At 74.0% G+C, this 17,360-nt stretch carries 12 protein-coding genes; 2 read left to right on the forward strand and 10 right to left on the reverse strand.

From position 1 onward, the window contains the following. Positions 1–357: cellulose binding domain-containing protein (locus tag C2L59_RS18375; protein WP_199199133.1), on the forward strand; the 357-nt coding region annotated here is incomplete at its 5' end. Between the two features lie 48 nt (positions 358–405). Here C2L59_RS18375 and C2L59_RS18380 read toward each other — a convergent pair. The 10 genes from C2L59_RS18380 to C2L59_RS18425 are packed head-to-tail and all read right to left on the reverse strand — an operon-like array spanning position 406 to position 14,714. Continuing rightward, positions 406–1,557: a toll/interleukin-1 receptor domain-containing protein gene (locus C2L59_RS18380; protein ID WP_146060399.1), complete on the reverse strand. Its 1,152-nt coding sequence runs from the start codon at positions 1,555–1,557 to the stop codon at positions 406–408. Between the two features lie 14 nt (positions 1,558–1,571). Then, positions 1,572–3,428, reverse strand: coding sequence for a caspase family protein (locus C2L59_RS18385; RefSeq protein WP_103350726.1), 1,857 nt, complete (start codon positions 3,426–3,428; stop codon positions 1,572–1,574). Further along, a complete protein-coding gene (locus C2L59_RS18390) occupies positions 3,425–4,840 on the reverse strand; it encodes a hypothetical protein (protein WP_103350727.1) in 1,416 nt (471 codons plus the stop codon). Before C2L59_RS18390 ends, C2L59_RS18385 begins: the two co-directional genes overlap by 4 nt. Before the next feature lie 18 nt (positions 4,841–4,858). Beyond that, a complete protein-coding gene (locus tag C2L59_RS18395) occupies positions 4,859–7,594 on the reverse strand; it encodes a CHAT domain-containing protein (protein WP_103350728.1) in 2,736 nt (911 codons plus the stop codon). Positions 7,595–7,628: 34 nt separating this feature from the next. Then, positions 7,629–8,591, reverse strand: coding sequence for a hypothetical protein (locus C2L59_RS18400; protein ID WP_103350729.1), 963 nt, complete (start codon positions 8,589–8,591; stop codon positions 7,629–7,631). Beyond that, positions 8,588–9,601: a protein phosphatase 2C domain-containing protein gene (locus C2L59_RS18405; RefSeq protein ID WP_103350730.1), complete on the reverse strand. Its 1,014-nt coding sequence runs from the start codon at positions 9,599–9,601 to the stop codon at positions 8,588–8,590. Before C2L59_RS18405 ends, C2L59_RS18400 begins: the two co-directional genes overlap by 4 nt. Beyond that, positions 9,601–10,317 (reverse strand): VWA domain-containing protein, encoded by a 717-nt coding sequence (locus C2L59_RS18410; RefSeq protein WP_103350731.1) that lies wholly within the window; start codon positions 10,315–10,317, stop codon positions 9,601–9,603. Before C2L59_RS18410 ends, C2L59_RS18405 begins: the two co-directional genes overlap by 1 nt. A 19-nt stretch (positions 10,318–10,336) precedes the next feature. Further along, a complete protein-coding gene (locus C2L59_RS18415) occupies positions 10,337–11,887 on the reverse strand; it encodes a DUF4407 domain-containing protein (RefSeq protein WP_103350732.1) in 1,551 nt (516 codons plus the stop codon). Next, the gene (locus C2L59_RS18420) at positions 11,884–13,323 is read right to left on the reverse strand and encodes a hypothetical protein (RefSeq protein WP_146060400.1); all 1,440 of its coding nucleotides are present in this window, start codon (positions 13,321–13,323) and stop codon (positions 11,884–11,886) included. The genes C2L59_RS18415 and C2L59_RS18420 overlap by 4 nt, the downstream gene beginning before the upstream one ends. After that, the gene (locus tag C2L59_RS18425) at positions 13,320–14,714 is read right to left on the reverse strand and encodes a hypothetical protein (RefSeq protein ID WP_103350734.1); all 1,395 of its coding nucleotides are present in this window, start codon (positions 14,712–14,714) and stop codon (positions 13,320–13,322) included. Before C2L59_RS18425 ends, C2L59_RS18420 begins: the two co-directional genes overlap by 4 nt. 281 nt (positions 14,715–14,995) lie before the next feature. On the opposite strand from C2L59_RS18425, the gene C2L59_RS18430 reads away from it, so the two are divergent. Beyond that, a complete protein-coding gene (locus C2L59_RS18430) occupies positions 14,996–17,359 on the forward strand; it encodes a serine/threonine-protein kinase (protein ID WP_103350735.1) in 2,364 nt (787 codons plus the stop codon). Position 17,360: the final 1 nt, after the last annotated feature.

Genomic DNA, 17,360 nt, shown 5'->3' on the forward strand with positions numbered 1-17,360 from the left:
ACGCCGACCACGCCCACCACGACGACGACCACGTCCACGCAGGTCCCGGGAACGTGCAAGGTGACCCACCGGGTGGTCAGCTCCTGGCCGACGGGCTACACGGGCGAGATAGTCATCCAGAACGGCGGCACCCCGGTCACCCAGTGGACCCTGACGTTCTCGGCCCCGGGCGTGACGATCACCCAGGGCTGGAACGGAACCTGGACCGACACGGGCGACACGGTCAAGGTCGAGAACACCTCGTGGAACGGCAATCTGGGCACAGGAGCAACAGCAACCCTGGGCTACAACGCCAACTACACGGGCGGCACCCCACCGTTCCAGTCCCCGACTTTGAACGGCGCATCCTGCAACTGATTTCCACCGGCCCGGCCGGCTGCCCTTCGCGGCAGCCGGCCGGGCCGGTCACCGCGGGCCGCGGAACAGGACGGTCAGCAGCTCCGCGGCCGCGTCCCGGGTGAACGCGGACAGGATGTAGTGGTCGGCGATCGCGGGGAGGAACGCCAGCGGGATCTCGTCGGGCGAGCGGCCCGGCAGGACGACCGGCAGCACCTTCTTCGTCCACTGGTCGGGGTCGCGGTGCAGGAGGTCGGCCAGCCGGTTGTACTCCGACCGGATACCGCGGTGGCGGGCCGGGTCGGTGAGTTCGCCGTTGCCCACCGCGCGGTACGCCGGCGACGCGACGACGATCACGTAGTCCGTGCGCAGGATCTGGGTTGCGGTCCACTGGTCCCAGTTGCGGCGGCCGTCCAGACCGTCCTGATCGAACCGCACGTCGACACCTTCACTCTCGAGGAGCGTGCACAGCTTCATGACGGACTTCCTGTGCGCCAAGGATTCCTGCGCGTAGGAGACGAACACCCGAGGCGCACCGTCCGCCACCGTCGTGGCCGGGACGTCCCGTTCCGGTGCTTCGGGGAGCCGGACGGTGAACGCGTCCGGCCTGCCGCTCGCGCGGACGCCGAGTTCGCCGTCCGGCGCGAGGTGGTAGGCACCGCCGGCCAGCACCGGCAGGTCGGTCCGGTCCGGCTGGGTCAGCAGGACCAGCCATGCGGTGTGCGTCCCGGCGTGGACCCCGCCGGAATGCCGCCACCGCACCCGCGCGCTTCCCAGACCGAAGCAGGCCACGTCCGGCTGGACGGCAGGCAGCGCGACGTTGGCTTCGCTCGCGTCAGCCGCCCATCGGGAACGGTCGTTGGCGGGGACGAAGTTGAGCTGCCCGGTCAGCTGGTAGGTGTGCGCCGGCTCGGCCGCTGTGACCGTGCGCGGGATCGCGTCGACCACCATCACGTCAGCGGCGTCGAACGCGAATTGCACCTCCGCCCAAGCCGGCGGTGTTTCTCCCGCCGGCACGTCGAATTCGTAGTTCACGCGGACAAGGTGGGCCGCGTGTCCTTCGAAGCCGGCCGGCAGCGGATCGATCCGGTGCAGCTGCCAGCCGGAGAACCGGATCAGGCCGATCTCGATGCCGTCCGGCGCCAGATCGACCGATTTGACTTCGATGTCGAGGAACAGCGGAACACTGGCCGCCATTCCCTTCCCCGGCGATGAACGCACGGATCCTCCCTCGGTCAGACGGGTGTGACTTCTTCGACCGGGCAACGGACGCCGTCCGGCGCCGGCGCGGGCACGAGGTCGAAATCGATGGTGCGCACCGCGAAGGCCACCGCGTCGCCCTGGGAACTCGAGCCCCTCGCCGGGCGGAGACCGCGGCTCAGGGCCGACCGGATGCCGTTCTGCTCGAGGATGCGGCTGTCCACCGGTTCGGCCGTTGCCAGCACGACGATCGTCTCCGGGCGGGGGCCGCCGCGGGGGAGGGCGGTGGGCCAGCTCAACGGCACGCCCTTCAGCGTGCCGGTCAGGTCGTTGCCGCCGAAGGTGTACCGGCCGCCGCGGGTGAGGCGGACGCCGCTGGGGGACGACGGGTTCAGGACCGAGATTCCCGCGGCCACGCCGATGTCGAGCAGGGAGACGTAGACCGGGTCCGGGCTTTCGTTGCGCACGCGGACGTAGACCGGCTGGTCCACGGGGAGTGCGGCACCGGCGAGCGGCAGCGGCACCGCCCGGCCGCCCTCGACGCGCCCGAACTCGATCGACACCGGCAGCGGCAGCGCCTCCCCCGGTCCCTCGGTGAGACAACGCAGCGCGTGGGCCCGGGACAGCCGGGTCAGGTCCCGTACCACCTGCCGGACCCCCTCCGCCCCGGCCGGGCGAGGCCGGTGCAGCGGCCCGGATTCGTCGCGCACGGTCAGGCCCCCGGCGTCGTGGGCGACCTGGACGGGGCACTCCTCGCCGGGGCCGGCCAGGCGCAGCAGCGGGGCGAGCTCGATGGCTTGGACAAGCGAAGGGGGGTGCGAACCGGACGGCACCAGCCGGACCGGCAGCACCGGCGCGGCCGTGCGCACCGGGTGCGCCCGCGCGCCGATCGGCAGCGCCGTCACCGGGGGCCGCAGCTCGCCCCAGGCGGCCGCCGCGTCGACCCGGTCGACGCGCACCTGTCCGAGCCGCCGGCCGCCGTCCGATCCGGCCAGGATGACGAACTCGTCGCCGGGGACGACGCCGAGGAGCGCGGCGCCGCCCAAGCGTACCCGGCCCGCCACCACGGCGGCCGGCAGCGTCGCGACCGGGTCGGTCTCGGCCACGTCGAACAGCAGCCGCCGCGCCGGTCCCTCGGCCTCCGGCCGCTGGCCGGGCAGCTGCGCGAGCACGCGCCGGCGCACCCGGTCGACGACCGTCGCCCACGAGACCGCCACCTCGCTGCCCCTGGCCTCGGCCAGGGTCCGGACCAGCGCGTCGGTCAGCAGCCCGGTCCGGACCCCGTCGGCGTTGAGGTATTCGTACGCGGACTGCTCCGGCGCACAGGCCACGATGCGCACGGCGTGCGGGTTGCCGGCCGGCGTCCACCCGTCGAGCCCTGCTTCGGTGCGCCGCAACCGGTCGAGGTGCGCGGCGATGGTCCGGTACGGCACCGGCGCGAGCCGTGCCTTGACGACCTTTCCCGGCGCGCGGGACAGGTGCCCGGCGTGGCAGCTGTCGAGCACGACCGTGACGTTGTCCGTCTTCGCGGTCAGCTGCCGGAGCAGGAGCGACAACTCGAGCGAGGTGATCCCCCGGAAGTCGTCCGGGGTGGGCTCGGCGTAGTCGACCGGCGCGATGAACGGCACCGCCCCGCCCGACGGCGCCTCGCTGCGGCCGCCGTGGCCGGTGTAGTACACGACGGCCGCGTCCCCCTCGCCGGTTCCGGCGATGAACCGCGCGTAGGCGGCAAGGATTCCGGCCCGGGTCGCTTCCGCGCCCTCGCACGTGGTGCTGCCGAAACCCCAGCCGGCCAACGCCCCGGCCATCGCCGCGACATCCTGCCCGACGCCGGCCAGCCGGCCGGTCTGCGCGCCGATCAGCAGCGCCCGGCGCGCTCCCGCCGGGCTCATCCGGCCGCCTGCGCAGCGGCCTTCAGCACGTTCCGCCACGGGTAGTCCGGGGGCACCGCGGCCCGCCGGAACTCGGCGACGGCCTCGGCGGCGCGGCAGAGGCACCGTAGGGCGTGCAGGGCTGCGAGGTCCGCCGCGTCGGCGATCCCGGCCGCGATCGCCGCGTCGGCCCGGTCGGCGAACTCGCCCGCGACGACCTCCAGCGGACCACCGAACGGGCGCTCTTCGTCCAGGAAGGCCCCGAGGGACAGCAGCATCGCCGGGCCGGCCGGGTGCCCGGCGGGCAGTTCGCGCAGCGCCGCCAGCAGGCTTTCGGCCCCGGCGACCGCGTCGGCCCGGTCGCCGTCGCCGTCGAGCCGGTCCCGCAGCGCCAGGGTCACGGCCAGGACGAACCGGTCGGCGGCGGTGGCTTGCCCGTCGGCGACCATCGTGGCCAGCGCGACGAGCTCGTCGACGACGTCGACACCGAGCCCGGGGGCGTCCGGCCGGAGCAGCTCGGCGGCACGGGCCCAGATCGGCTCGCCGCCGCCCAGCTTCTCGTGCAGGGCGCGCCGCAACCGGTCACCGTCGGCCGGTGGGGGCGAGGCCGGCTTCGCCGGGACCGGGACCGGAACCGGCGCCGGCTCGGTGTCCACGACGACGGCGACCGGACGGTCGATCGGTGCGATCTCCATGAGCGACTTCATGTCCGAGAACGAGAAGAACGTGTCCGACCCGCGGCGGCCCGGCCCCGGCGGCTGCGGGAACCGGTCCTGCAGCCGCTGCACCTTGGTCATCAGCCCCATCATCGCCTGCACGTCGATGCCGGCCCCGCCGGTGCCGCTGACCATGGTCTGCAGGATCTCGGCCAGGGCCAGCAGCGATTCGACGCCCCGGGCCAGGTCGGCCGAGGACGGGCCGCCGGCGAGCAGCTGCCGGAAGCAGGCAGCCGCCCGGTCGACGTCCGCCCGGACCTCCGGGGCGACACCCCCGCCCACGAGCTGCATCGCCATGTCCGGTGCCTGGAGCAGCTTGGTCGCCCGGCCCAGCCACAGCTGTCCCTGCTGGACCTGGCACATCTCGCGGTGGACCTGGCTCAGGTGCGGCGGTCTCAGGGCCTCGGCCAGCGCCGCGAGGCCGGCCACCCGGTCCCGCTCGTCCTGCGTGTGGGTGCCGTACCGCGCACCCAGCAGCCAGCCGAGCCGGGCGGCGACCTGGCCGCGCACGCTGTCGCCGGCCCGCAGGTGCTCGAGGCACTCTTCCAGGGCGGCGATCGCCTCGTCGAGGTCGGGCCGGGCCGCCGGGAGGCCGGGCCCGGTCCGCCAGTACTGCTGGGCGAGGGCCTGCGCGAGTCGGGTCAGGGGAGCCACTCTGGCCGGGCCCCGCAGGTTCGCCAGCTCGGCCTTCAGCCGCGTCACGGTGTCTTCGGTCAACGGTTCGTCCCTTCCCGGTCAGTGTCCGAAGTGGAGGAAGCCGGCCCAGGCGGCCACCGGCGCCGGTTCGCCGTGCGGCACTGCCGCCAGGAGTTCCGCGGGCATGCCCGCCGGGGGCACCCGCCCGGGGTCGAGCATCCACATCTGGGCCTGCCGCAACGCCCGCCGGGGCGGCAGGCCCTCCCGGCGGCAGTAGTGGTGGAACAGGTACATCAGCGACGGGGTCTGCGCGTCCGGGATGCTCCACTGGGTGGACAGGACCGACCGGACCCCGCCGGTCAGGAACGCGGTGCCGAGGCTGTACGCCTCGTCGTAGCCGTGCACCGACCGCCCGGTGTTGCAGGCGGCGAGGACGACCAACCCGACCCGGCGCTCCGGCGCGGCCACGAGCAGTTCCAGGATCTCCTCGGCGGACAGCTCGCCGCCGGCTTCGGCCGGATCGTCCGCCGCCAGCAGGAGGAACGCCTCGGCGTCCTCGAGCCCGGCGGCGAACGAGCCGTGGCAGGCGAGGTGGAGCATCGCCCCCGCGCCGGGCCCGGGATCGGCGAGCCACCGGCGGACCTCGTCCGCGGTACCGCGGCCGGACGGGCTGACCGTCCCGTTGGGCCGGCGGCCGACGTAGCGCGCACCCCGGTAGAACGCCTGCCGGACGGTGTACGCCTCGAGCCCGGCGGCGTCGAGGTCGAGCTCGGGGTCGCCGGTGTCCGGGTCACCGACCACCAGCCCCCCGGCGGACAGCGCAACCGGTTCGCGCGCGGCGTTTTCGCACAGCAGCTGGGCGGAAACCGCCTGCGAGAGCTCGGCCAGCTCGACCGCGTACACCCCGTCCCCGCGCCGCGCGGCCTGCCACGGGATGCGGGCCAGGTCGCCCATCGGGATCAGCACGATCCGGGGCACCGGGCCGCCGGCGCGCGGCCCGAAGTACCCCTCCAGCAGCGGGCCCATCGCCGCGCCCCACGCCCAGTCGCACAGCGGGTCGAAGCTTTCGACGAGCGCATCGTCGTCCGGCGCCGCCGAAAGGTCCCGAGCCGAGAGGTCCCGAGCCGACCGGCCGGCGAGGGCCGTCAGGTAGCGTTCCACACCCTCGTCGTCCCGCACCGAAAGCTCGGGCAGGACCATCCACGCCAGCGGGCCGCCGGCCGGCGCGATGAGCGCCAGTCCCGGCAACGGCGGCTCGGCGGGGACGAGGTAGACGAGCGCGTCCGCGGCCAGGCTCGAGAGCGCGGCACGGATTTCGCCGACGTCGGGCGGGTCCAGCAGGCTCCCGGTTCCCCCGGCGAGCACCGACAGCACTTCGCGACGGAGACCACCGGAATCGGCGCCTTCGGTCTCCCAGCGCCGGGCCAGCTCCGCGTGCCCAGCTGCTTCGAGACGGGCCGGCACCTTCGCGAGCTCGGTCGCGGCGAACAGCATCAGGCCCCGGCCGGTGTCGAGGGCGCGCAACGCAGCCGCGAGGTTGTCCGCCTTCAGGCACCGGCGCGCCAGCTCGAAGGCGTCACGGGCGGCGTCGCGGATCGTGATCTTCGCCCCGGCCGCGTCGGATTCCAGCAGGACGCGCCAGGCGTAGCTGCGCTGGGCGAGCAGGCCGGTCTCCTCCACGTCCTGCAGCTGCCCGGTCCGCTCCCGGATCTGCCCGAGCAGGTCGTTGACCGCGGCCCAGTGCGGGTGCTGCGGGCCGTCGAGTTCGGCCCGTGCGCGTTGCAGCAGTTCGTCGGCTTCGTCGAGACCGTCGGTGTTGCCGGCCAGTTCCGATTGCCGGAACAGGCCGGCAGCTACGGAGTACAGGCAGAACGCGTGCTGCGGGTGCCCGGGCGGCAGCAGGGCCTGCGCCTTCCGCAGGTGGCCGATCGCCAGGCCGACGCGGCCGGCGTCGGTCTCCCGGTTGCCCCGCAGGTAGGCGCCACCCAGCGTGAGGTGGCTCACCGCACGGTCGAAGGCGGCGGCACCGGGACGTTCGGCCATGGCCTCCAGTTCGGCGAGCCGGTCCGCCGCGAGCAGGTCGTCTCCTTCGCCCGGCGCTGCGCCCACCAGGGCCCGCATCGGTTCCATCCGGATCGCGGTGTCGGCCATCACCTGCCGGAGGGTGTCGTGGCCCGGCAGGTCCCGGGCCGCGCGTGCGGCGGTGTCGTACCACCTGAGCATCCCGGCGTGGTCGCCCTGCTGGTTCGCGGCGAAGGCGCGGACCATGGGTTCGAGCGCGGCCAGCAGCGGGGCGAACTCCGGCCGGTCCCGGAACCCGTCGATGTGCCCGGCCAGCTCGGCGGGCGCCCGGTGCAGCACGCTCTCGTCGCCCTCGTGCAGGGCCCGCAGCAACCCGGACATCGTCCGCAGGAACCCGAGGGCCGGCGCGATCGCCGGGTTGTCCCCGGCGAGTTCGCCGAGGGTGCCCAGCTCCGCGTCGAGGGGCGCCAGATCGGTCAGCTGCCCCTGCAGGCCGGCGTGCATCATGGCCCCCATCCGGGCGAAGGTCCGCACGCGCGCCCACTCCGGGTGGGTGGGCGGATCGGCCTCGGCGAACCGCAGCAGTTCACCGGCGTGGGCCGCGTGTTCGGAGACCGCTTCCGTATTTCCCCGGAACAGCGCCATGAGCATCGCCGCCGCGATCCGGGCCCGGTGCGGGTGGTCCGCGCGCAGCCGGGACAGGCCGGCGACCACGTCGGCGACGTCGCTTTCCGTGCCACCGTCGGTGATCGCCCGGATCACCGCCGCCTGGCACCGCAGCACCACCGCGTCCTCTTCGAGCGTCCCGGTCACTGCGCTCCTCCTGCTCCTCCGTGCCGCGCGGCCGTCAGGACGCGGTTCGCCTGCCGTGCGCGCTCCCCCGGCCGGCGACGATCGCGAGGACGGCCGCGACGAGCCGGTCGGTCGACGCCCGGTCCGCCAGCGCGGCGATCCGCGCGTCCGCCGGCTCTTCGAACACCGCGCGCACGACGTCCACCACCACGGTCCGGGCGTCCTCGCCGCGCGCCAGCCGGGTCCCGATCGCGGTCACCGCCACCCCGGCCAGCTCGGTGAGCACCGCCTCGGCCGCCTGATGACGCGCGGGGTCGGCCGGCTCGCCGAGCTCCGGCGGTGCCGCCGGCGGCAGCGGGATCCGCTTGCGCCCCAGCGGTCTTTCGACGTAGTCGTCGAACCACCGCGGCCGGCTGCGCATGGCCGCCACCACGGCGTCCACGTCACGCTCGACCGCCCGCCGCGCGGCTTCGAAGTCCCCGCCCGTCCGCATCGCCCGGCGCGCCGCCCACGTGCCGACGGGCCAGATCCCGGCGCCCGCGGCCACTTCGTGGCCCGCGAACTCCAGCATGTCGACGGCGAGTTCCAGCAGGCTCTGCCGGCCCCCGAGCTTCATGGCCAGCCAGGCGGGCACGCGGGGCCGTTGCAGGGCCCCGCGCGCGCCCCGACGGCGGCGGTAGGCGTCGACGGTGACCGCGGTGAGCCGTGTCCGGACCCACCCCTCGAGGTTGTGCACCGGCACGCGGACGTTCCGGAACAGGTCGTCGAGGACGGCGTCCATGTCGTCGTGGAACCGGTCGAGGCACTCGTCCGCGAGCGAGGAAACCGCCGTCGCACACCGGAAGTGGCCCCGGTTCAGCTCCAGCTTCTTCGTCAGCTGCCCGAAGACGACCGGCTGCACGATCCCGTACAGGTCGGCGCGCAGCAGCTTGCGTTCCCCCTCGGACGCCAGGGCGGCGTAACCGGCCAGTTCCCCCTGCCGCGCCAGGTCCCGCGCGGCAGGCGGCGAGCCGGTCACGACCCGCCTCCGGCCGGGTCCGGCCAGAGCGCCACGGCGGTGCGGTCGTCGTCGTGCGACCGCCGGGCGAAGTCGACGTGCGCGGCGAAGGCGAGCGGTTCGGGCGGGCACCGCCAGTGCTCGGCGAGGAACTCGGCCACCGGGCCGGTCCCGTCGTCGAGCGGATCGCCCAGCCCGTCGCTCAGCAGCACCAGCACATCGCCGGGAGCGAGCTGAGTCCGGACGACCCCGGGCGGCTGCGTGGGCAGGTACGGGAGCGCGTCGGTGGCCGAGCCCGCCACGACGGCACCCTCGTCCTTCACCCGGTTCAGCGGCTCCCAGCGCGCGCCCGAACGCAGCACCCAGGCCGACGAGTCGCCGTAGGCGAACACCGACACCGGGTGGCCGCCATCGGCGGGCCGCAGGTCGGCGACGGCGAACAGCACGGTGGTCGCGAGTTCCCGGGCCACCTCCGCGTCCGCCTCGACGACCCGCGGGTGCGGGGCGCCCTGCAACTCGCGCCGCCCCGCGCTGAGCACCTTCGCGGCGAGCACCCGGAGAATCTGCGGCCAGTCCAGGTCCTCGGGCGCCGCCGTCTCGAGCTGCTTGGCGACCAGGTGGCAGCCGTGCCGGGCGACGACTTCCGCGGCGACGTGCGACAGCGGACGGCTCGAGAGCCCGTCGGCCACCGCCGTGACCACGAACCGGCCGCCGCACCGGAAGGCGTAGGCGTCCTGGCGCACCTTGCCGTGGAACCGGTGGCCGCGGCCGCGGCTGCTGGCCGCGCGGAGCACCAGCGGCGGCCGGCCGTCGTCGCCGGCCAGCACCACGCCGTCGACGACCGTGTCGGGGCGGTCCCAGTGCTCCCGGTCCGGATAGGACGGTGCGGCGGCCGCCCGGCCCGGGTCGCCGACCTCGAACGGCGTGAACCGGAACTCCCCGCGCCAGACCGGGTCCGCCGTCCCCGGCGCTTCGTCGTCTTCCGGGACCGCGTCCGGTTCCACCGCGGTCACCCCGTCCGGTCCGGTCATCACACGAAGTCGTCGTCGGCCGCGGCGTGCGAGGTGATGCCCGAGGGCAGCTCCGCCTCGTCGGGCAGCACGATCCCCGTTTCGCCCTGGGACAGGCTGTGCCCGGACTGGAGCACGCTGGAAATCATGATCTCGGCCATGGCGGTGATCGCCTTGGCCGCGTCCTCGCCGTTGTCCATCAGGTACATGCGCATCTGCTTGCTGCCGGTCGACGGGTGGATCAGCGACTGCAGGACGTGCGCGTCGGCGTCGTCGACGCCGAAGGTGATGACGTTCGGGTAGGCCTCGTCCCCGACGAGGTCGGCGAATGCGGCCTTCCACTCGGGCACCGGGTCGGTGGGCGCGCCGTCCGACAGGAAGAACACGGCCGGCCGGTGCACCTTGAAGCCGTCGCCCTTGAGCAGCTTGATGTTCGCGGCGATCGTCGAACGCAGCAGCCGGAACGCGGCCACGTAGGACGTGCCGCCGCGCGGCTCGAGGACCGGCATCGACAGGCTCGGCTCCAGGACGTCGCACAGCTCCAGCTGCACCCGGGCGTCGTCGGCGAAGTCCACCAGCCCGATCCGGACCTTGTCGGCCAGGATCGGGTCCTGGGCCAGCGCGTCACGGACCTTTTTGATGATTTCGTTGGCGGAGCGGATCTTCCGGCCCGACATCGAGTAGGACGCGTCGATGACGATGTAGAACGGGAGCAGCTTCGCCCCTTTGGCTTCCACAGCGGTCTTCCTTTCCGGTTCAGGAGTGCGGGACGGCCGTCCCGTTGTGCGGCACGGCGTTCACGGGCACGCCCGCGCTCGCCTTGAACTGCCGGTAGGTCTGTCCCGCGCCCACCCGGTGCCGCGCGGGTCCGGCAGCCACGGCCAACGGCATCGTGACGGGTTCGGCGGGCGCGGCCGGCGGGGTCGCGACGGGTTCGGTGGCCGGCGACACCGCCACCGGCCGGACGGGCACGGTCATGCTCATCGGCAGGACCGGCGGCGCAGCCGGCTCCGCGGCCCCGGAGTGCTCCTGGTACCACCGCTCCAGCTCGGCGTCACTGCGGCTCTTCGCGATCAGGCCCCAGGTCTCGATCGCCGCCTTCGCGATCGCGGCCTGCTGCTCGACCAGCAGCCGGTTGGCCGCCTTCGCCTGCGCGATCTGCTGGTTTCGGAGGTCTTCCTCGACTTCCAGCATCAGGTCGGTGCGGTCGGTAGCACGTCTCTCGAGGACGTCTTCCTCCTTGGCGAGCAGCCGGTCGTACAGCGTCGGCTCGCCGACGAGCGTCAGGAGCTTGACCACCACCGGCAGCACCTCGATCAGCAGGAACAGCAGGGTGAGCGCCAGGCTGGCCAGTTCCATCTGCGAGTTGCCCGCGGTCAGCCGGTCCAGTGCTTCCAGCCGGGCGAGCAGGCCCTCGCTGCCGAGTTCGCCGCGGTCCAGCCGGGCTTGGGCCTCGGTGCGTTCCTTCTTGCGCTCCTCGAGCCGGGGAACGAGGGTGGTGAGTTCGGCTTTGGCCGCGTCCGCGTTCGACGCCGCCCCGCCGGCGATCCGGCTCTGCGCCTCGGCCGTCGCGTCGTTCAGCTGCGTGTTGGCCGCGTCCAGGTCGGCTTTCGCTCGGTCCGCCTTCGCCTTCGCCTGCAGGTACGCCTCGCCGACCCCGGGCCGGTGGGTGCCGCAGCTGCCCACCAGCTCGCACTGGGCTTCGGCCGCGGCCTTGTCGTAGGCCGCCTGCGCGTCGGTGACCCGCTTCTGCGCGGCCACGACGTCGGGGTCCCCGCTCACGCTGGGCTGGCTGCGCCCGGATGCCACGGCCTGGAGCTCGTCGGCCTTCTTCTGCATCACGTCGATGTCGGCGAACTGCTCGGTCAGCGTCTTCTGCGCGGCGATCAGGTTGTCCGAGTGCATCACCTGCATCTCGTTGGTGATCTCCGGGTCGAAGATCTTCAGCACGAGGGGCACCGAGACGACGGAACCGATCACCACGGCGAGCAGGATCCGCGGCACGGCGGCGCCGAGGTTGCGCACCCAGCCGCTCTGGCGCCGGATGTTGACGATCAGCATCCGGTCGAGGTTCAGGATGACCACCGCCCAGAGCGCCCCGATCACCGCGGCGACCGGGGTGGGCAGCTTGAGGGTGCTGACGAGCGCGAACGCGGCGGAGACGCCGGCGACCGCGGCGGTCGTGAGCAGCACACCGCCCATCGCGGTGTACTTGACCCGGTCGGTCTTCGCCCGGGCGAGCACGTCCGGCTGTGCCCCCGCGAGGCGGGCCAGCGGGTGACGAAGGCGCCGCTCTGGACTGGTCATGGGTGCACTTCCTGATCGGCAGCAGGGTCTTCGACGGCGGCGGGCGCGGCGAAGAACGTCGTCAGGTCCGGCGGGACGGGCCCGAGGACCGGCGGCGGGACGGGCAGGACCACCGGCACCGGAGTCACCGGGAAATCCGGTTCGGTCCACGCGGCGACCGCGTGCGCCATCGGCGGCAGCGGCACCGGCGCGCCGCGGGGGAACTCCGGCAGGACCCGGCCCACGGCGGGCAGCTGCGCCGGGGCGAGCCGGGGCAGGTCCAGCCGCGGCATCAACACCGGCAGGTCGTCGAACGACGGGACGTCGAAGACGGCGACCGGCTCGGTCAGCACCGTGACCGAGCCCAGCCGGTTGCGGGCGGTCACCGCGATCCGGCCGGTCCGGGCCGGCCGGAGGGCGATCGTGCCCGTCCCCGCCGTACCGGGCACCGAGGTGGCCGCGATCCCCGCGCCGGTCGCCTCGACCGTGGCCGCCTCCCCCGCCGTCCAGCTGATCGTGAGCGGCTCGCCGGCCGCGACGATCGTGCGGTCGGGGGCGACCCGGTCGAGGGTCGGCGGTCCGAGCGGCTCCCCGAGCGCGTGGCGCAGGTAGCGTTCCCAGTCCCCGGCGGACGGGCGCCCGGCGGGATCGTCCTGCAGCGCCGCGGCGAGCAGCGTCCGGCCGGCGGCGTCCAGCACGGCATCGGCCTCGCCGGGGTCCCGGTTGACGGAGCTGAAAGGCCCCGGGGTCAGGCACCGCAGGACGAACAGGCCGAGCTTGTAGAGATCGGTCGCCCGGTTCAGCACGTCGGGGCCTTCGGGCGGCTCCCAGTCCGGCGCGTTGAGCTGCCGCGCGACCTCGCTGACCTTCCGGACGGCGTCGCAGTCGACGAACATCACCGTCGGGTCCGCCCCGAGGCGGAACACCGCGTTGCGCGCGTTGACGTCCCCGAACGCCACCCCCAGCTCGCCGTGGAGGAAGGCGAGCGTGGCGGCGAAGTCCCGGCAGACGGTCAGCCGTTCGGCCGGGCTCGGGGCCGGGGTGCCGAGGCGCAGCGCCCGGTCCGGCGGGATGAAGAGGAACTGGGCCTCTCGCGGCTTGATCCCGACGTCGCCGCTCGGCAACCGGACGTGCTCGATGAAGGACTCCGGGATCCGGCGGAGGATCAGGCCGAGGACCGCGCCGTCGTCGTCGACCACCTGCCGCACCGGCCAGGTGGTCGCGATGTCGAGGCGGGCGAGCTTGGCGGGTTCCGAAGCGAGCCGGGAGCGCAGGTTGATGATGGCGCCCATCCCGTGCTTCGGCGCCTTGCCAGGCTTGTACTGCTTGTACACCAGCGGGCCCGGCACGTCCGGCAGGCTGAACTCCGGCAGTTCGTGGATGTGCGCCTGCCCGCCGGAGCCCAGCTTGGCGCCCCGGCGGCCGAGCTGGCCGGCGGCCACGTCCGTGCCGGTCACCACAGCACACCACGCGCGAAGACGCCGAGGACCACGGCCAGCAGCAGGACCGTCGCCAGGACGAACCGGCGCACCCGCACCGGGCCGGCGTGACCGGTGATGCGGGTGAACCGGCCGGGCCCGGCCCGCTCCGGTGACCCGGCCGTCGCCTGCTCGGTCAGCCACCGCTTGGCGAGCACGTCGGCCAGCTCGCCGCCGGCATCCGCGCGGGCGACGGCCCGGACGATGTCGGTGACGTGCGAGGTCTCCGCGAGGCGGCGCTTGTCTTCGCGAGCGGACGCGGTCACCCGGCTCGGCCCGGTGGCTCCGAACGCCACCTGGACGACCCGGTCGAAGATCGCCTCCCGCAGTTCCGCCGGGACGCGCCGCCGGATGGCCGTGGCCGCCCAGCCTTCGTTCTCGAGCGCCTTCCGCACGTCGTCGCGGTCGTCGACGTTGGCGACCGCGAACTCGAGCTCCACCAGCGCGCCGTCGACCGCCCGGGCGTCACGAGCGTCCGACAACCCGCGGACGAGCTGCGTCCAGCGTGCGAAGGTCAAGGTGGACCGGGCCGGCGAAGCCGGCACCATGGCCGCCACGTCGGGCACCGTGGCGGGCGGGGCCGGCACGGCGGACGCGCCGCCGACTCCCGGTGGGTCGACGCCGTACTCGTAGCGGTACACCAGCGCATTGGCCCGGTATTCGTTTTGCGGGCTCGCGCCCTGTCCGCGATCCAGATCGATGACGATCATTTCCGCGGTGGCGACCCGCTGGGGCGGCGAGTCGAAAAAGACGATATCGAGCCCGCTGCCCGCCGCACCGGCGTGCGTGGCGAAAGTCCACGTGCGTTTCGGCAGTTCGTTCGCGGCGATTTCGCGCAAGGCCCACAGGATCGCGGTCCGGTCGGCGGCCGGGCACCCGACGAAACCGATCGGCGTGGCCGGCGACTGCAGCAGCCAGGCGAGGGAGTGGGCGAGCAGGTCGGCCTGCGCCAGCGCCCGGGCCCGGAACCGTTCCGCCGCGTCCGGGTCCCACAGGTCGCCGGCGCCCAGCGCCGGCAGCCGGCCGTCGGCCGGCGGCTGCACCGGACGCCCCTTCCAGTCCTCAGTGGACAAAGCGAGCTTCGCGGTCACCGCGTCGTCCGCACCCATCAGGGCGTGCGTCTCGACGACACCGGGGCGCTGCAGGTCCCAGGTCCGGCGCAGCACCGCGGCGGACCCGCCGGGGAAGACCACGTAGGTCAAAGCACCGTTCGTCTCCGCGAAGCGCAGGTGCGGACGCACGAAACCGAGCCACGCCTCCTCCGCCGACGCGCCGTCGAGCGAAGACGCCACCACCGAAGCCGCGCCGTCGGCGGCGACCTGGAACAGGGCCTGTGCCACCACGGTCGTGACCCTTTCGGTGCTCGCCATCAGTGTGTCCTCCGGAACGGGTTGGTGCTGTCGAACGGCCGGCCGGGCGATCGCACGGCGGGCAACGCGTCCGTTCATTCGCTCCGGATCCGGATACCGTTACCGGCCCGCTCGCGATATAGCCAATTCGTGTCACACGGGTTTTTCTGACGCACTGCAATCGACAGAGGACAGTCGTTATCGGACAGAAAGGTGCCAATTCCCGGTGGCCCCGGCACGGGCCCGTCCGCGGTCCGTCAGGTAGCTGCCGGATCGAATGCGAGAGCCGGAGGAAGGATCGGATGGCCGAGCCGAACGCGAACCACGGCGAGCCCGGCGCGACCCGGCACGAACCCGATGTCACCCGCCGCGAAGACGCGCCCGAGCCCGGGCCGGGCGCCACCCGCCGCGAAGACGCGCCCGAGCCCGGGCCGGGCGCCACCCACCGCGAGGACCCGCCCGAGCCCGGGCCGGGCGCCACCCGCCGCGAGGACCCGCCCGGCGAGCCGCCCCACGCCACCCGGCGGGAACCGGACCCGCCGGCGCCGCCGTGGTCCGCGTTGCCGGCCGAGGCGCTCCCGGCCGCGCTGGCCGCCCGGCTGGGCGGGTTCGAGGCCCTGCCGTCGGCCGGCGGTGAGGCGCAGCTGGCCAAGGTCACCGACTCCGCGCACCCCGGCACCGAACTCGTGCTCAAGGTCTACCACCGGCACATCCGGCCGGACGCCGACGTGTGGGCCCAGCTCGCCGCGATCCGGTCGAAGCACGTCGTGCGCATCGTGGAAACCGGGACCCTGACCGACGGCCGGGTCTTCGAGCTGATGGAGTACCTGCCGGGCGGGAGCCTGCGCGACGCCGGCGCCGGGAAGCACACCTTCGACACCAAGAGCGTCACGGAGATCGTGCGGCAGCTCGCCGACGGCCTGGCGGCCCTGCACGCGGAGCGGATCACCCACCGCGACCTGAAGCCGGAGAACATCCTCGTCCGCGGCCGCAACCCGGTGGTCGAGCTGGTGCTGGCCGACTTCGGCCTCAGCCGCCGGCTCGACAGCACCACGCACTTCACCGGCGTGGCGCGGACCGCGGCCTACGCCGCTCCGGAAGCGTGGACCGGGCACGTCTCGCCCGCGCTGGACTGGTGGTCGCTCGGCATCGTGGTCCTCGAGCTGGTGACCGGGCAGCAGCCGTTCCACGGACTCGACGACCTCGTGATCCACAAGTTCGTCGCGACGAAGCCGGTACCGGTCGACGCGATCGCCGACGCCCGGCTCAACCGCCTCTGCGCCGGTCTGCTCGTCTCCGATGACACCAAGCGGTGGAGCGGCACGCAGGTCCGGGACTGGCTGTCGGGCGGGTCACCCCAGGTGCCCGACCGGCGGGTCCCCGTCGACGCGACCGAATTCGAGTTCGGGGGCCGCCGGTTCCGCGATCCCGAGAGCCTCGCGGTCGCGCTGGCCCGGAACTGGAAGCTTGCGGCGAGCCGGTACGGGATTTCGCCCAGCCCGTCGTGGACGGCGCTCACCCAGTGGCTGCACCAGTTCGACAACCCGGACCAGTACCCGGTCGGCGTGGTCGAAGCGCGCCTCGACCTGCTCGGCCGCCTCGAGCAGAGCACCGAAAAGCCGGACGTCAAGCTGCTCCGGCTGCTGGCCGGGCTCAACCCCCGGCAGCCGCCGGTCTACCGCCGGGCCCACATCGACCCGGCGAAGCTGCGTCAGCTGGCGAGGCGGGCGCAGGACGGGCCGGACGGGGACGCCGGCACCGAGCGCGCCCGGGAGATCGTCGACGAGCTCTGGGACGGCCGCCTGCTGGACGTGCTCGCCGGCTTCGAGGGCGCCGCCGAGCTGGGCCAGGTCGCCGCCCGGTGGGCGACCGCCGTCGCCGGGCTCCGCACGGCTGTCGCGACGCTGAAGCGCAATCCCCGGCTGGCGGACGCCTTCCGCACGACGCAGCACCGTTCCGTCGCGCGCGCCGCGATGCTCGAACGTGCGGCCGGGGCGCCGTGCGGGGACGACTGGCTGCGCGAACTCACCGACCGGGCGAGCCGGCTCCCGGAGCGGGTCGGCTGGTTCACCGATCTGCTCCGCTGGGTCGGCGGCGAGCCCGTCCGCGCCTACGCCGGCTTGTTCGCCGCCGGCGTCGCGCAGGCCGAGGCGCAGCGGATCGTGCTCGAGCGGGATCGGGTGCGGAGCATCGAAGAAGGCCGCCGGCAGTGGTGGGACCGGCACGAGCGGCAGCGGGAAGCCGGCCGCGCCGGGGCGGTGGGCCGGGCCGTCGGCGGGGCCGCGGTGCTGGGTGTGCTCTGGCTGCTCGTCGTGGGGCTGTCCGCGAAGACCCCGGCGCTCGGGCTGGTGTCGGTGGCGATGATGACCCACCTCGCGGCCGAGTGGGTCCTCGCCTACCTGATGGCCGCCGACTACCACCCGCGGTATTCGCTGTGGCAGGCGTCCCAGGTGGGGATGGGCCAGACCGGCAGCAGGCTGCGCCGGTCCCCGGGCTTCTGGACCGTCGTGATCATCCTGACCCTGGTGGCCCTCGCCCTCGTCCCCTGGCTGGCCCCGATCGCGGCGATCGCCGCCACGATCGCGCACGTCACCTGGGCGGTCATCCGCTACCGCCGCTGGTCGGCGGCCCACGAAGCCGAACACCACGAGGCGATGACCCGATGAA

This window comes from Amycolatopsis sp. CA-128772 (assembly GCF_002904295.1).
Lineage (GTDB): Bacteria > Actinomycetota > Actinomycetes > Mycobacteriales > Pseudonocardiaceae > Amycolatopsis.

What these genes read in the sequence shown, in the direction of transcription:
- C2L59_RS18415 (WP_103350732.1), bottom strand. Translation starts at nt 11,887, where the DNA reads ATGACCAGTCCAGAGCGGCGCCTTCGTCACCCGCTGGCCCGCCTCGCG.
- C2L59_RS18385 (WP_103350726.1), bottom strand. Translation starts at nt 3,428, where the DNA reads ATGAGCCCGGCGGGAGCGCGCCGGGCGCTGCTGATCGGCGCGCAGACC.
- C2L59_RS18425 (WP_103350734.1), bottom strand. Translation starts at nt 14,714, where the DNA reads ATGGCGAGCACCGAAAGGGTCACGACCGTGGTGGCACAGGCCCTGTTC.
- C2L59_RS18430 (WP_103350735.1), top strand. Translation starts at nt 14,996, where the DNA reads ATGGCCGAGCCGAACGCGAACCACGGCGAGCCCGGCGCGACCCGGCAC.
- C2L59_RS18405 (WP_103350730.1), bottom strand. Translation starts at nt 9,601, where the DNA reads ATGACCGGACCGGACGGGGTGACCGCGGTGGAACCGGACGCGGTCCCG.